We start from the raw sequence: 14,459 nt of genomic DNA, 5'->3' as shown, positions 1-14,459 counted from the left end.
CCCCACCGGCCCGCACCCGGCACACAACCTTCGAGCCCGCCCCGTCCCCCGAACGGCACTCTCCCAACCAGCACATTCCAGCCACCGCTCCTACGCTCATCTCATGTCAGAGGTCCACGCAGCACGCCGAGCCAGGCTCAGGGAACGCGCCCAAGCCGGCGGCAGCCAATCCACCCTGGTCACCAGCCCGGCCAACGTGCGCTACTTGGCCGGCCCCGCCCCGCACGGCACCGTCCTGCTGCTGGGCAAGCGTGAGGACATGCTGGTCTGCACCGGCCCCCTCGACGAGCGCCCCGCCGGAGGCGAGGGCCGCCCCGACGAGACCCTCCGCATCCACGCACTCTCCACCCCGGACGGCGACCCCGCCGTAGCCGCCGCAGACCTCGCGTCAGCGACCGGCGCCGAATCCATGGCCGTAGAAGAACACCACCTCACCGTGACCCGCCACCGAGCCCTCCGCTCGGTCGCCCCGACGCTCCGCCTCACCGACATCGGCGGCGCGGTCGAGCAGCTGCGGGTCGTCAAGGACGAGGAGGAGATCTCCTGTCTGAGAATCGGCGCCGAGATCGCCGACCAGGCCCTCGGAGAGCTGCTGGAGTCGATCCTCGTCGGCCGCACCGAACGCCATCTCGCGCTCGAACTGGAGCGGCGCCTCGTCGACCACGGCGCCGACGGACCGGCCTTCGCCACCTCCGTCGCCACCGGCCCGCACTCCGGCAGACGCGGCCACCGGCCGACCGACCGCCGGGTCGAGGAGGGAGATTTCCTTTCTGTCTGCCTCGGTGCCACCTATCGCGGATACCGTTGTGAGATCGGCCGTACGTTCGTCATCGGCACCTCGCCGGCGGACTGGCAGATCGAGCTGTACGACCTCGTCTTCGCCGCCCAGAGGGCCGCGCGGGAGTCCTTGGCGCCCGGTGCCGCCTACCGGGATGTGGACCGCGCGGCCCGCCAGGTACTGGACTCCGCGGGGTACTCGGAGGGCCTCGCAGCCCTCACCGGCCACGGTGTCGGGCTCGAAATCGACGAGGAGCCGCAGCTGGCCCCCGCGGCCATGGGTAAACTGGACGCTTGCGTGCCGGTCACCGTCGAACCGGGGGTTCACCTCCCGGGCCGGGGCGGTGTCCGGATCGATGACACGCTCGTCGTACGCCCTGAGGCGGACGGCGGACCCGAGCTACTCACCATCACGACCAAGGAACTGCTCGCGCTCTAGCTTGCGCGTGCCCCGGGGTCGTCCACGTCAGTCCAGGAGATTCCGCAACCGTGGCTTCCACGAACGACCTCAAGAACGGCCTGGTGCTCAAGCTCGACGGGGGCCAGCTCTGGTCCGTCGTCGAGTTCCAGCACGTCAAGCCCGGCAAGGGCCCTGCCTTCGTGCGCACCAAGCTCAAGAACGTGCTCTCCGGCAAGGTCGTCGACAAGACGTTCAACGCCGGCGTCAAGGTCGAGACGGCCACTGTCGACAAGCGCGACATGCAGTTCTCGTACATGGACGGCGAGTACTTCGTCTTCATGGACATGGAGACCTACGACCAGCTCATGGTCGACCGCAAGGCCGTCGGCGACGCCGCCAACTTCCTGATCGAGGGCTTCACCGCCACGGTCGCGCAGCACGAGGGCGAGGTGCTCTTCGTGGAGCTGCCGGCCGCCGTCGAGCTGACCATCCAGGAGACCGAGCCCGGCGTCCAGGGCGACCGCTCCACCGGTGGCACCAAGCCCGCCACCCTGGAGACCGGTTACCAGATCCAGGTCCCGCTCTTCATCACCACCGGTGAGAAGATCAAGGTCGACACCCGCTCGAGCGACTACCTCGGCCGGGTGAACAGCTAACCGTGGCTGCCCGCAATACGGCCCGCAAGCGCGCCTTCCAGATCCTCTTCGAGGGCGACCAGCGCGGAGTCGGCGTCACCACGGTCCTCGCGGACTGGATCCGGCTCTCCCGGGACGACACCCGGCAGCCGCCGGTCAGCGAGTACACGATGGAGCTGGTCGAGGGGTACGCGCAGCACGCGCGCCGCATCGACGAGCTGATCGCGCAGTACTCGGTCGGCTGGACGCTCGACCGCATGCCCGTGGTGGACCGCAACATCCTGCGCCTCGGCGCCTATGAGCTGATCTGGGCCGACGAGACCCCGGACGCCGTCGTCCTCGACGAGATGGTGCAGCTGGCGAAGGAGTTCTCCACGGACGAGTCGCCCTCGTTCGTCAACGGCCTGCTGGGCCGTTTCAAGGACCTGAAGCCGTCGCTGCGCCGGGACGAGGCGTAAGCGGTACGAGTCAGCCCGGAGCAGGACCAGTCAGTCCGGTCAGTCCGGAAAACGCCGGAGGGCCCGCAGCGCGACCGCTGCGGGCCCTCCGGCGTCCGTGTACCCAAGAGGCCTCTGAGGGCCGCAGAAAGCCGCCGGGGTGGCCGGAACAGTGAAGTTCCGGCCACCCCGGCGGCACGTTTCTGCTGAGACGGGGAGCGGCTCAGTTCTCCTCGTGGGAGACCGCGCGACGCGCGTCCGCGTCCAGCACGCCCCAGCTGATCAGCTGCTCGGTGAGGACCGAGGGCGACTGGTCGTAGATGACGGCGAGTGTGCGCAGGTCGTCCTGGCGGATCGAGAGCACCTTGCCGTTGTAGTCACCGCGCTGGGACTGGATCGTCGCCGCGTACCGCTGCAGCGGGCCGGCCTTCTCGGCGGGCACGTGGGCCAGCCGCTCCAGGTCCAGGACCAGCTTCGGCGGCGGCTCGGCGGCCCCGCCCGGCGTGGTGCCCGGCAGCAGCTCCTGCACCGGAACCCCGTAGAAGTCCGCCAGCTCGGCGAGGCGCTGCACGGTGACGGCACGGTCTCCGCGCTCGTACGACCCGACCACGACCGCCTTCCAGCGTCCCTGGGACTTCTCCTCGACACCGTGGAGGGAAAGGCCCTGCTGGGTGCGGATGGCCCGGAGCTTGGCCCCGAGCTGTTTGGCGTATTCGCTGGACATATAGCTCCCCGGACACTGTGTCGACGCGGCAACAGTGTTTCCGCGCCGCGCGGCTGGTAACTCACTGTGAGGTTACGCAGCGTTACACTTCCGCGTCAAGCCGAATGGTCCGCACCGGCACTTCCGCGGCAGCGGTGGCCGATTACTCCATAGGGGTGATCAGGGACGTCGTCCCGGCCTGCTACCGTGGATGGCGCAAATCCGACGTCCTTTAAGGTCCGTCCCGTGAGGCGGAGAAGGAGGTCCGTTTCTTATGGACACTCAGCAGTACGAGTCCGATGCCCGGCCCGTTCTCGAAGCCCCCGACATCGCGCGGGTCCTGACCCGCATCGCCCACGAGATCGTCGAGCGCGCCAAGGGCGCCGACGACGTGGTGCTCCTCGGCATCCCGACCCGGGGCGTCTTCCTCGCCCAGCGGCTCGCCGTCAAGCTCGAGGAGATCACCGACCGCAAGATCCCGGTCGGCTCCCTCGACATCACCATGTACCGCGACGACCTGCGCATGCACCCGCCGCGCGCGCTGGCCCGCACCGACATCCCCGGTGACGGCATCGACGGCCGCCTCGTCGTCCTCGTCGACGACGTGCTCTTCTCCGGCCGTACCATCCGCGCCGCCCTCGACGCCCTGAACGACATCGGGCGCCCCCGCGCGGTGCAGCTCGCGGTCCTGGTCGACAGAGGCCACCGCGAACTGCCCATCCGCGCCGACTACGTCGGCAAGAACCTCCCCACGTCGTTGCGGGAGACGGTCAAGGTCCAGCTCGCCGAGGAGGACGGTCGCGACACCGTGCTGCTCGGCGCCAAGCAGACCCCGTAGCGGACGCACGTCGTGCCCCCGTGGCACGCCGCGTCTCGGCACGTCCGAATTCTCCCGACCTGAACTGCCTTACGGAGCCTGACAGATGCAGCGTCATCTCATCTCGGCCGCCGACCTCACCCGCGACGACGCCGTCCTGATCCTCGACACCGCCGAGGAGATGGCCAGGGTCGCCGACCGGCCGATCAAGAAACTGCCGACCCTGCGCGGCCGTACCGTGGTCAACCTCTTCTTCGAGGACTCCACGCGCACGCGTATCTCCTTCGAGGCCGCCGAGAAGCGCCTCTCCGCCGACGTCATCAACTTCACCGCCAAGGGGTCGAGCGTCTCCAAGGGCGAGTCCCTGAAGGACACCGCGCAGACCCTGGAGGCCATGGGCGTCGACGCGGTCGTCATCCGGCACGGTGCCTCCGGAGCGCCGTACCGGCTCGCCACCTCCGGGTGGATCGACGCGGCAGTCATCAACGCCGGTGACGGCACCCACCAGCACCCGACGCAGGCCCTGCTCGACGCGTTCACCATGCGCCGCCGCCTGGTCGGCCGGGACGCCGGGCTCGGGCAGGACCTGGCCGGCAAGCGGATCACCCTCGTCGGCGACATCCTGCACAGCCGCGTGGCCCGCTCGAACGTCGACCTGCTGCACACCCTCGGCGCCGAGGTCACCCTCGTCGCCCCGCCCACCCTGGTGCCGGTCGGCGTCGAGGCCTGGCCCTGCGAGGTCTCGTACGACCTCGACAGCACGCTCTCCAAGTCCGACGCGGTGATGCTGCTGCGCGTGCAGCGCGAGCGGATGAACGCCGCGTTCTTCCCGACCGAGCGCGAGTACTCGCGGCGCTACGGCCTCGACGGCGACCGGATGGCGAAGATGCCCGAGCACGCCATCGTGATGCACCCGGGGCCGATGGTCCGGGGCATGGAGATCACCGCCGAGGTCGCCGACTCGGACCGCTGCACCGTCGTCGAGCAGGTCGCAAACGGAGTGTCCATCCGGATGGCCGTGCTCTATCTGCTTCTGGGCGGCAACGAACCCGCCGTCAGCCACGCCCGCATCGAGGAGAAGTAAGTCACATGAGCAAGATCCTGATCCGTGGTGCGAAGATCCTCGGCGGCGAGCCGCAGGACGTGCTGATCGACGGTTCGCAGATCGCGGCGGTGGGCGTCGGCCTGAGTGCCGAGGGCGCCGAGGTCGTCGAGGCGGAGGGGAAGGTCCTCCTCCCCGGTCTTGTCGACCTGCACACCCATCTCCGCGAGCCCGGCCGCGAGGACTCCGAGACCGTCCTGACCGGTACCCGTGCCGCCGCCAGCGGTGGCTACACGGCCGTGTTCGCCATGGCCAACACCTTCCCGGTCGCCGACACCGCCGGTGTCGTCGAGCAGGTCTACCGGCTCGGCCAGGAGCACGGGTACTGCGATGTGCAGCCCATCGGTGCCGTCACGGTCGGCCTGGAGGGCAAGAAGCTCGCCGAGCTGGGCGCGATGCACGAGTCGGCCGCCGGGGTCACCGTCTTCTCCGACGACGGCAAGTGCGTCGACGACGCGGTGATCATGCGCCGGGCGCTGGAGTACGTGAAGGCCTTCGGCGGAGTCGTCGCCCAGCACGCGCAGGAGCCCCGCCTCACCGAGGGCGCCCAGATGAACGAGGGCGTCGTCTCCGCCGAACTCGGGCTCGGGGGCTGGCCGGCGGTGGCCGAAGAATCGATCATCGCCCGGGATGTCCTGCTCGCCGAGCACGTCGGCTCCCGCGTCCACATCTGCCACCTGTCGACCGCCGGGTCCGTCGAGATCGTCCGCTGGGCCAAGTCCCGGGGCATCGACGTCACCGCCGAGGTCACCCCGCACCACCTCCTCCTCACGGATGAGCTGGTGCGCTCCTACAACCCCGTCTTCAAGGTCAACCCGCCGCTGCGCACCGAGCGGGACGTGCTGGCCCTGCGCGAGGCGCTTGCCGACGGCACGATCGACATCGTCGCCACCGACCACGCACCGCACCCGCACGAGGACAAGGACTGCGAGTGGGCCGCCGCCGCCATGGGGATGGTCGGCCTGGAGACCGCGTTGTCAGTGGTGCAGGAGACCATGGTGGACACCGGGCTCCTCACCTGGGCCGGGGTCGCCGAGCGCATGTCCGCCAAGCCCGCCGAGATCGGGCGGGCGGCAGGCCACGGCCGTCCCGTCTCGGCTGGTGAGCCCGCCAACCTCACGCTCGTCGACACGGAATACCGTGGGTCGGTGGACCCCGCGGGCTTCGCTTCGCGCAGTCGCAACACCCCGTACGAGGGGCGTGAGCTGCCGGGCCGTGTGACGCGCACCTGGCTCCGGGGCAAGGCCACGCTCGTCGACGGGAAGCTCACGTGACACCTCTGCAACTGACCCACCTCGCGGCCGGGGAGAAGTCCGCCCCGGTGACCGACTGGTCGGCCCGTATCGGCTGGGTCGTCGGCCTGGCCCTGTTCGTCGCGCTCGTCTACTGGCTGATGCGCGAGGGCTGGAAGTGGCGCGGCACGCTCCAGGGTGACCTGCCCGAGCTGCCCACGTCGCCGGAAGAGCCCGGCGAGGTGAAACTGACGATGAGCGGCCGCTACCACGGCTCCACCACCGCCGGGCAGTGGCTCGACCGCATTGTGGCGCACGGCCTTGGCACCCGCAGCCGGGTCGAGCTGACCCTGACGGAGGCCGGCCTGGATGTCGTACGACCGGGAGCCACCGACTTCTTCGTCCCGGCCGAGGCGCTGCGCGAGGCCCTGCTCGGCAAGGGCATCGCCGGGAAGGTCCTCAGCGAGGGCGGCCTGCTGATCGTGACGTGGGCGCACGGCGACCGGCTGATCGACTCCGGGTTCCGGTCCGACCACGCGGCCGAGCACACCGAGTGGGTCGACACCCTGAACTGCATGATCAACAAGAGTCTCGAAACGACCGACACGGAAGGCGCACGATGACCACCTCCACCAGGGGAGCCGCCAAGGTTCCCGCCGTACTCGTCCTGGAGGACGGCCGGATCTTCCGCGGCCGTGCCTACGGGTCCGTGGGGGTGACCTTCGGCGAGGCCGTGTTCTCCACCGGCATGACCGGCTACCAGGAGACCCTGACCGACCCGTCGTACCACCGCCAGGTCGTCGTGATGACCGCCCCGCACGTGGGCAACACCGGCGTGAACGACGAGGACCCCGAGTCGGCCCGCATCTGGGTCGCCGGTTACGTGGTGCGTGACCCCGCGCGCGTGCCGTCCAACTGGCGCTCCCGCCGCTCCCTGGACGAGGAGCTGCGCAACCAGGGTGTCGTCGGGATCTCCGGCATCGACACGCGCGCGTTGACCCGTCATCTGCGCGAGCGCGGCGCCATGCGCGTCGGCATCTTCTCCGGCAACGCGCTGCCCGACGACGGGACCATGCTGGCCGAGGTGCGCCAGGCCCCCGAGATGGCGGGCGCCGACCTCTCCGCCGAGGTCGCCACCAAGGAGACGTACGTCGTCCCCGCGATCGGCGAGAAGAAGTACACCGTCGCCGCCGTCGACCTGGGCATCAAGGGCATGACCCCGCACCGCATGGCCGAGCGCGGCATCGAGGTGCACGTGCTCCCGGCCACGGCGACCGTCGAGGACGTCTATGCCGTCCAGCCCGACGGGGTCTTCTTCTCCAACGGACCCGGCGACCCCGCCACCGCCGACCACCCGGTCGCCGTCATGCAGGCCGTCCTGGACCGCGGCACCCCGCTGTTCGGCATCTGCTTCGGCAACCAGATCCTGGGCCGCGCGCTCGGCTTCGGCACGTACAAGCTGAAGTACGGCCACCGGGGCATCAACCAGCCGGTGCAGGACCGTACGACGGGCAAGGTCGAGGTCACCGCGCACAACCACGGCTTCGCCGTCGACGCGCCCCTCGACAAGGTCTCCGAGACGCCCTACGGCCGCGCCGAGGTCTCGCACGTCTGCCTGAACGACCAGGTCGTCGAGGGGCTCCGGCTCCTGGACCGGCCGGCGTTCAGCGTTCAGTACCACCCCGAAGCGGCAGCGGGCCCGCACGACGCCGCCTACCTGTTCGACCGCTTCACGTCTTTGATGGACACAGTTCTCATGGAGGGCCAGCGTGCCTAAGCGCTCCGATATCCAGTCCGTCCTGGTCATCGGCTCCGGCCCGATCGTCATCGGTCAGGCCGCCGAGTTCGACTACTCCGGCACCCAGGCCTGCCGCATCCTGCGCGCCGAGGGCCTCCGCGTCATCCTGGTCAACTCCAACCCGGCGACGATCATGACCGACCCGGAGATCGCCGACGCCACGTATGTCGAGCCGATCACCCCGGACTTCGTCGAGAAGATCATCGCCAAGGAGCGGCCGGACGCTCTTCTGCCGACCCTGGGCGGCCAGACGGCGCTCAACACCGCGATCTCGCTGCACGCGGCGGGCACGCTGGAGAAGTACGGCGTCGAGCTGATTGGCGCCAATGTCGAGGCCATCAACAAGGGTGAGGACCGCGACCTCTTCAAGGGCGTCGTCGAGGCCGTGCGCCAGAAGATCGGGCACGGCGAGTCGGCCCGCTCGGTGATCTGCCACTCCATGGACGACGTGATCGCCGGCGTCGAGACGCTCGGCGGCTACCCGGTCGTCGTCCGCCCCTCCTTCACCATGGGCGGCGCGGGCTCCGGCTTCGCGCACGACGAGGAGGAGCTGCGCCGCATCGCCGGCCAGGGCCTGACCCTCTCGCCGACCACCGAGGTCCTCCTGGAGGAGTCCATCCTCGGCTGGAAGGAGTACGAGCTGGAGCTGATGCGCGACAAGAACGACAACGTCGTGGTCGTCTGCTCCATCGAGAACTTCGACCCCATGGGTGTGCACACCGGCGACTCGATCACCGTCGCGCCCGCGATGACACTGACCGACCGCGAGTACCAGACCCTCCGTGACATCGGCATCGCGATCATCCGCGAGGTCGGCGTCGACACCGGCGGCTGCAACATCCAGTTCGCGATCGACCCGGTCGACGGCCGGGTGATCGTCATCGAGATGAACCCGCGCGTGTCCCGCTCCTCGGCTCTCGCCTCCAAGGCGACCGGCTTCCCGATCGCCAAGATCGCCGCGAAGCTGGCCGTCGGCTACACCCTCGACGAGATCCCGAACGACATCACGCGCGAGACCCCGGCCTCCTTCGAGCCGACCCTCGACTACGTGGTCGTGAAGGCCCCGCGTTTCGCCTTCGAGAAGTTCCCGAGCGCCGACTCCACCCTGACGACCACCATGAAGTCGGTCGGCGAGGCCATGGCCATCGGCCGCAACTTCACCGAGGCCTTCCAGAAGGCGCTGCGCTCCCTGGAGAAAAAGGGCAGCCAGTTCACGTTCGTCGGCGACCCCGGCGACAAGACCCAGCTCCTCGAAGAGGCCGTACGGCCCACCGACGGTCGGATCAACACCGTCATGCAGGCCATCCGCGCGGGCGCCACCCAGGAGGAGGTCTTCGAGTACACGAAGATCGACCCCTGGTTCGTCGACCAGCTCTTCCTGATCAAGGAGATCGCGGACGAGCTGGCCGCCGCCGACAAGCTGGACCCGGAGCTGCTCGCCGAGGCCAAGCGGCACGGCTTCTCCGACCAGCAGATCGGTGAGATCCGCGGGCTGCGCGAGGACGTCGTCCGCGAGGTCCGGCACGCGCTGGGCATCCGCCCGGTCTACAAGACGGTCGACACCTGCGCCGCCGAGTTCGCCGCGAAGACGCCGTACTTCTACTCGTCCTACGACGAGGAGAACGAGGTCGCCCCGCGCGAGAAGCCCGCGGTCATCATCCTGGGGTCGGGCCCCAACCGCATCGGCCAGGGCATCGAGTTCGACTACTCCTGCGTCCACGCCTCCTTCGCGCTCAGCGACGCCGGCTACGAGACCGTGATGGTCAACTGCAACCCCGAGACCGTCTCCACGGACTACGACACCTCCGACCGCCTGTACTTCGAGCCGCTGACGCTCGAGGACGTGCTGGAGATCGTCCACGCGGAGTCCCTGGCCGGTCCGATCGCGGGTGTGATCGTGCAACTCGGCGGCCAGACCCCGCTGGGCCTGGCGCAGGCACTGAAGGACAACGGCGTGCCGATCGTGGGCACGCCCCCCGAGGCGATCCACGCCGCCGAGGACCGCGGCGCCTTCGGCCAGGTCCTCGCGGAGGCGGGCCTCCCGGCGCCGAAGCACGGCACCGCGACCACCTTCGTGGGCGCCAAGGCCATCGCCGACGAGATCGGCTACCCGGTGCTCGTCCGCCCCTCCTACGTCCTCGGCGGACGTGGCATGGAGATCGTCTACGACGAGACCCGCCTGGAGTCGTACATCGCCGAGTCGACCGAGATCAGCCCTTCCCGGCCGGTCCTGGTCGACCGCTTCCTGGACGACGCGATCGAGATCGACGTCGACGCGCTCTACGACGGCCAGGAGCTCTACCTCGGCGGTGTCATGGAGCACATCGAGGAGGCCGGCATCCACTCCGGCGACTCGGCCTGCGCCCTGCCCCCGATCACCCTGGGCGGCTTCGACATCAAGCGGCTGCGGGCTTCAACCGAGGCCATCGCCAAGGGCGTTGGAGTGCGCGGACTGATCAACATCCAGTTCGCGATGGCCGGCGACATCCTCTACGTCCTGGAGGCCAACCCGCGCGCGTCCCGTACGGTCCCCTTCACCTCGAAGGCGACCGCGGTACCGCTTGCGAAGGCCGCCGCCCGCATCTCGCTGGGCGCGACCGTCGCCGAACTCCGTGCCGAGGGACTGCTCCCGGCCCACGGCGACGGCGGCGAACTCCCGCTGGACGCGCCGATCTCCGTCAAGGAGGCCGTCATGCCGTGGTCGCGCTTCCGCGACATCCACGGCCGTGGCGTCGACACAGTGCTGGGCCCGGAGATGCGTTCCACCGGCGAGGTCATGGGCATCGACTCCGTCTTCGGCACGGCGTACGCCAAGTCCCAGGCGGGCGCCTACGGCCCGCTGCCCACGAAGGGCCGCGCGTTCATCTCGGTCGCCAACCGCGACAAGCGCTCGATGATCTTCCCGGCGCGTGAACTGGTCGCCCACGGCTTCGAGTTGCTCGCCACGTCCGGCACCGCCGAGGTCCTCAGGCGCAACGGCCTCAACGCGACGGTCGTCCGCAAGCAGTCCGAGGGCGTCGGCCCGAACGGCGAGAAGACCATCGTCCAGCTCATCCACGACGGCGAGGTCGACCTCATCGTCAACACGCCCTACGGCACCGGCGGCCGCCTCGACGGCTACGAGATCCGTACGGCGGCCGTGGCGCGGTCCGTGCCCTGCCTGACGACGGTCCAGGCGCTCGCCGCCGCCGTCCAGGGCATCGACGCCCTCAACCACGGTGACGTGGGCGTGCGTTCACTCCAGGAACACGCCCAGCACCTGACCGCGGCCCGCGACTAGCAGCCGAAGAGGGGGACACCGGAAACGGTGTCCCCCTCTTCATGAGGACACCATGTACAAGATCTTCTTCACTCTCGTCTTCAAGCACATGGACCCCGAGAAGGCCCACCACCTCGCCTTCCGCTGGATCCGGCTCGCCGTCCGCATCCCCGTACTGCGCACGTTCGTCGCCGCCGCCCTCGCGCCCCGGTTCGAGGAACTGCGGACGGAGGCCTTCGGACTGCGCATGCACGGCCCGTTCGGGCTCGCCGCCGGCTTCGACAAGAACGCCGTCGCGATCGACGGCATGTCGATGCTCGGCTTCGACCACGTCGAGATCGGCACGGTCACGGGGGAGCCGCAGCCCGGCAACCCCAAGAAGCGGCTGTTCCGCCTCGTACCGGACCGGGCGCTCATAAACCGCATGGGCTTCAACAACGAGGGCTCCGCAGCCGTGGCGGCCCGGCTGGCGGCCCGTGAGGCGGTCTTCCGGACCGTCGTGGGCGTCAACATCGGCAAGACCAAGGTCGTACCGGAGGAGGAGGCCGTCGGCGACTACGTGAAGTCGACCGAGCGACTCGCCCGGCACGCCGACTACTTGGTCGTCAATGTGTCGTCGCCCAACACGCCCGGGCTGCGCAACCTCCAGGCGACCGAGGCACTGCGCCCACTGCTGACCGCGGTCCGCGAGGCCGCCGACCGCGCGGTGACCGACCGCCGTGTCCCGCTGCTGGTGAAGATCGCCCCGGACCTCGCCGACGAGGACGTGGACGCCGTCGCCGACCTCGCCGTGGAACTCGGCCTGGACGGCATCATCGCCACCAACACGACCATCGCGCGCGAGGGACTCGGTCTGACCTCCGCACCCTCCCTCGTCAAGGAGACCGGCGGACTGTCCGGGGCTCCGCTGAAGGCTCGCTCCCTGGAGGTACTGCGCCGCCTCTACGCGCGCGTGGGCGACCGCATCACCCTCGTGGGCGTCGGCGGCATCGAGAACGCCGAGGACGCCTGGCAGCGCATCATCGCCGGAGCCACGCTCGTGCAGGGCTACAGCGCCTTCATCTACGAAGGTCCCTTCTGGGGCCGCGCCCTCCACAAGGGCCTCGCCGCCCGCCTGCGCACCAGCCCGTACGCCACCCTCGCCGACGCGGTCGGCGCCGACGTAAGGAAGAAGCCGGTATGAGCCCACTCGAACCCTTCGGTGCCCGCCTCCGCACGGCCATGGACGAACGCGGCCCGCTCTGCGTCGGCATCGACCCGCACGCCTCGCTGCTCACCGAGTGGGGCCTGAACGACGACGTCGCCGGACTGGAGCGGTTCAGCCGCACGGTCGTCGAGGCGCTGGCCGACCGGGTCGCCGTCCTCAAGCCGCAGAGCGCCTTCTTCGAGCGCTTCGGCTCGCGCGGGATCGCCGTCCTGGAGAAGTCCGTCGAGGAGGCGCGGGCGGCCGGTGCGCTGGTCGTGATGGACGCCAAGCGCGGCGACATCGGCTCGACCATGGCCGCGTACGCCGAGTCCTTCCTCCGGAAGGACTCCCCGCTGTTCTCCGACGCGCTGACCGTCTCGCCGTATCTCGGCTACGGCTCGCTCGCCCCGGCGATCGCCTTGGCCCGCGAGAGCGGCGCCGGGCTCTTCGTGCTCGCGCTGACCTCCAACCCGGAGGGCGGCGAGGTGCAGCACGCGGTCCGCGCGGACGGCCGGAACGTCGGAGCGACCATGCTGGCGCACCTGGCGGCCGAGAACGCGGGGGAGGAGCCGCTGGGCTCCTTCGGTGCCGTCGTCGGCGCGACCCTGGGCGACCTGTCGTCGTACGACCTCGCCGTCAACGGTCCGATCCTCGCGCCCGGCATCGGCGCGCAGGGGGCCACTCCGGCCGATCTTCCCGGGGTCTTCGGGACGGTCCTGCGCAATGTCGTCCCGAACGTGAGCCGGAGTGTTCTACGTCACGGTCCCGATGTGGGAGCGCTCCGGACGGCCTCGGATCGCTTCGCGGAGGAGATCCGCGTCGCCTTTGCGACCGTCTGAGGTGTTCGAACGGGTCGATCGAGTCCTCCGATGAGTGGCTCGACGGGCGACTCCGGAGCGACTTGAGTCTGAATACATCCTCAAATCCGGGGCGTTATGTCGGAAATGTCCGGCCTGGCGCAGGCTGACCAGGACTTTTCCTCTGTTCTCGCTGACTCTGGCGCCCTTGGCCGCTAGTCTCCGAGCAGAGTCAACGGGCAAGCGTGTTGCTCGTAGCTCCCCAGGTGTGGGGCGACTAGGTTCCTCACCGGTCCGTATCCGACAGTTCGACATCCGAGGTGACGTAGGCGTGGCTCTTCCGCCCCTTACCCCTGAACAGCGCGCAGCCGCGCTCGAAAAGGCCGCCGCGGCTCGCCGGGAGCGGGCCGAGGTCAAGAATCGACTCAAGCACTCCGGCGCCTCCCTGCATGACGTCATCAAGCAGGGCCAGGAGAACGACGTCATCGGCAAGATGAAGGTCTCCGCGCTGCTTGAGTCCCTGCCTGGCGTGGGCAAGGTCCGCGCCAAGCAGATCATGGAGCGACTCGGCATCTCCGAGAGCCGCCGAGTGCGTGGCCTCGGCTCCAACCAGATCGCTTCCCTGGAGCGTGAGTTCGGCAGCACCGGTTCCTGAGTCCGGGCCCTCCGGACCGGGAGTCCCGGGCACACCGGGATTGCTGGAATAATCGCTGCATGGCTGCAACATTCCGGGGGACGACCCCCGAGCCCCCGGACGTACGTCCGCGGCTGACCGTGCTCTCCGGCCCCTCTGGGGTCGGTAAGAGCACGGTCGTCGCCCATATGCGCAAGGAACACCCCGAGGTGTGGCTCTCGGTGTCGGCGACGACCCGTAGGCCCCGCCCCGGCGAGAAGCACGGGGTCCACTACTTCTTCGTCTCCGACGAGGAGATGGACAAGCTGATCGCCAACGGCGAGCTGCTGGAGTGGGCCGAATTCGCCGGCAACCGCTACGGCACGCCGCGTGACGCCGTTCTCGAGCACCTGGAGTCCGGCGTACCGGTCCTGCTGGAGATCGACCTCCAGGGCGCCCGTCAGGTTCGCGAGTCGATGTCCGAGGCCCACTCGGTGTTCCTGGCTCCTCCCTCCTGGGAGGAGCTGGTGCGCAGGCTCACCGGACGGGGCACCGAGCCGCCCGAGGTGATCGAGCGCCGTCTGGACGCGGCCAAGGTCGAGCTCGCGGCCGAGCCCGAGTTCGACGCGACCCTGGTCAACACCTCCGTCGAGGACGTAGCGCGCGAGCTGCTAGCCTTGATGGAAGTTGTGTGATCGTTTTT

Annotated in this window: 14 protein-coding genes; 13 read left to right on the top strand and 1 reads right to left on the bottom strand. The window is 69.4% G+C overall.

The genetic code is table 11. The annotated features are described in order from the left end of the window. Positions 1-103: 103 nt before the first annotated feature. From OO70_RS41590 to nusB, 3 genes are read left to right on the top strand one after another with little or no spacing between them, the layout of a single operon-like run. Positions 104-1,216 carry an aminopeptidase P family protein gene (locus OO70_RS41590; protein ID WP_043683952.1) on the top strand — a complete coding sequence of 371 codons (1,113 nt, stop codon included), beginning with the start codon at positions 104-106 and terminating at the stop codon, positions 1,214-1,216. 50 nt (positions 1,217-1,266) lie between these two features. Next, positions 1,267-1,833: an elongation factor P gene (gene efp / locus OO70_RS41585; RefSeq protein ID WP_043683951.1), complete on the top strand. Its 567-nt coding sequence runs from the start codon at positions 1,267-1,269 to the stop codon at positions 1,831-1,833. Positions 1,834-1,835: 2 nt separating this feature from the next. Beyond that, positions 1,836-2,270: a transcription antitermination factor NusB gene (gene nusB / locus OO70_RS41580; protein ID WP_043683949.1), complete on the top strand. Its 435-nt coding sequence runs from the start codon at positions 1,836-1,838 to the stop codon at positions 2,268-2,270. Between the two features lie 202 nt (positions 2,271-2,472). On the opposite strand, the gene bldD is transcribed toward nusB, so the two are convergent. Beyond that, positions 2,473-2,973 (bottom strand): transcriptional regulator BldD, encoded by a 501-nt coding sequence (bldD, locus tag OO70_RS41575; RefSeq protein ID WP_019059743.1) that lies wholly within the window; start codon positions 2,971-2,973, stop codon positions 2,473-2,475. 253 nt (positions 2,974-3,226) lie between these two features. On the opposite strand from bldD, the gene pyrR reads away from it, so the two are divergent. The 10 genes from pyrR (at position 3,227) to gmk (ending at position 14,451) form a co-directional block, all read left to right on the top strand. Further along, positions 3,227-3,790, top strand: a complete 564-nt coding sequence (pyrR, locus tag OO70_RS41570) for a bifunctional pyr operon transcriptional regulator/uracil phosphoribosyltransferase PyrR (protein WP_019066396.1) — start codon at positions 3,227-3,229, stop codon at positions 3,788-3,790. An 85-nt stretch (positions 3,791-3,875) separates the two neighbouring features. Next, positions 3,876-4,853 (top strand): aspartate carbamoyltransferase catalytic subunit, encoded by a 978-nt coding sequence (locus OO70_RS41565; protein WP_043683948.1) that lies wholly within the window; start codon positions 3,876-3,878, stop codon positions 4,851-4,853. Positions 4,854-4,858: 5 nt separating this feature from the next. After that, positions 4,859-6,145 carry a dihydroorotase gene (locus OO70_RS41560; protein WP_043683946.1) on the top strand — a complete coding sequence of 429 codons (1,287 nt, stop codon included), beginning with the start codon at positions 4,859-4,861 and terminating at the stop codon, positions 6,143-6,145. Continuing rightward, complete coding sequence (locus OO70_RS41555) at positions 6,142-6,726, top strand: PH-like domain-containing protein (RefSeq protein WP_043683944.1); 585 nt, start codon at positions 6,142-6,144, stop codon at positions 6,724-6,726. The genes OO70_RS41560 and OO70_RS41555 overlap by 4 nt, the downstream gene beginning before the upstream one ends. Further along, positions 6,723-7,880 (top strand): glutamine-hydrolyzing carbamoyl-phosphate synthase small subunit, encoded by a 1,158-nt coding sequence (gene carA / locus OO70_RS41550; RefSeq protein ID WP_043683943.1) that lies wholly within the window; start codon positions 6,723-6,725, stop codon positions 7,878-7,880. Before OO70_RS41555 ends, carA begins: the two co-directional genes overlap by 4 nt. Continuing rightward, complete coding sequence (carB, locus tag OO70_RS41545; protein ID WP_043683941.1) at positions 7,873-11,181, top strand: carbamoyl-phosphate synthase large subunit; 3,309 nt, start codon at positions 7,873-7,875, stop codon at positions 11,179-11,181. The genes carA and carB overlap by 8 nt, the downstream gene beginning before the upstream one ends. Positions 11,182-11,233: 52 nt before the next feature. Further along, the gene (locus tag OO70_RS41540) at positions 11,234-12,343 is read left to right on the top strand and encodes a quinone-dependent dihydroorotate dehydrogenase (RefSeq protein WP_043683939.1); all 1,110 of its coding nucleotides are present in this window, start codon (positions 11,234-11,236) and stop codon (positions 12,341-12,343) included. Further along, positions 12,340-13,185 carry an orotidine-5'-phosphate decarboxylase gene (gene pyrF, locus OO70_RS41535; protein ID WP_043683937.1) on the top strand — a complete coding sequence of 282 codons (846 nt, stop codon included), beginning with the start codon at positions 12,340-12,342 and terminating at the stop codon, positions 13,183-13,185. Before OO70_RS41540 ends, pyrF begins: the two co-directional genes overlap by 4 nt. Positions 13,186-13,474: 289 nt before the next feature. Next, positions 13,475-13,798 (top strand): integration host factor, encoded by a 324-nt coding sequence (locus OO70_RS41530; protein WP_019059734.1) that lies wholly within the window; start codon positions 13,475-13,477, stop codon positions 13,796-13,798. A 59-nt stretch (positions 13,799-13,857) separates the two neighbouring features. Then, the gene (gmk, locus tag OO70_RS41525; protein WP_078651760.1) at positions 13,858-14,451 is read left to right on the top strand and encodes a guanylate kinase; all 594 of its coding nucleotides are present in this window, start codon (positions 13,858-13,860) and stop codon (positions 14,449-14,451) included. Positions 14,452-14,459: the final 8 nt, after the last annotated feature.

This window comes from Streptomyces xylophagus (assembly GCF_000716435.1).
In the GTDB taxonomy this organism is placed as follows: Bacteria; Actinomycetota; Actinomycetes; order Streptomycetales; family Streptomycetaceae; genus Streptomyces; species Streptomyces xylophagus.
The sequence above is the reverse complement of the archived record's forward strand: the minus strand, read 5'-3'. Positions and strand labels throughout refer to the sequence as shown.

Bases quoted from the DNA above. Each gene is read 5' to 3' on its own strand.
- OO70_RS41590 (WP_043683952.1), top strand. From the start codon at position 104: ATGTCAGAGGTCCACGCAGCACGCCGAGCCAGGCTCAGGGAACGCGCC.
- bldD (WP_019059743.1), bottom strand. From the start codon at position 2,973: ATGTCCAGCGAATACGCCAAACAGCTCGGGGCCAAGCTCCGGGCCATC.
- pyrR (WP_019066396.1), top strand. From the start codon at position 3,227: ATGGACACTCAGCAGTACGAGTCCGATGCCCGGCCCGTTCTCGAAGCC.
- OO70_RS41565 (WP_043683948.1), top strand. From the start codon at position 3,876: ATGCAGCGTCATCTCATCTCGGCCGCCGACCTCACCCGCGACGACGCC.
- OO70_RS41560 (WP_043683946.1), top strand. From the start codon at position 4,859: ATGAGCAAGATCCTGATCCGTGGTGCGAAGATCCTCGGCGGCGAGCCG.
- carA (WP_043683943.1), top strand. From the start codon at position 6,723: ATGACCACCTCCACCAGGGGAGCCGCCAAGGTTCCCGCCGTACTCGTC.
- OO70_RS41540 (WP_043683939.1), top strand. From the start codon at position 11,234: ATGTACAAGATCTTCTTCACTCTCGTCTTCAAGCACATGGACCCCGAG.
- pyrF (WP_043683937.1), top strand. From the start codon at position 12,340: ATGAGCCCACTCGAACCCTTCGGTGCCCGCCTCCGCACGGCCATGGAC.
- gmk (WP_078651760.1), top strand. From the start codon at position 13,858: ATGGCTGCAACATTCCGGGGGACGACCCCCGAGCCCCCGGACGTACGT.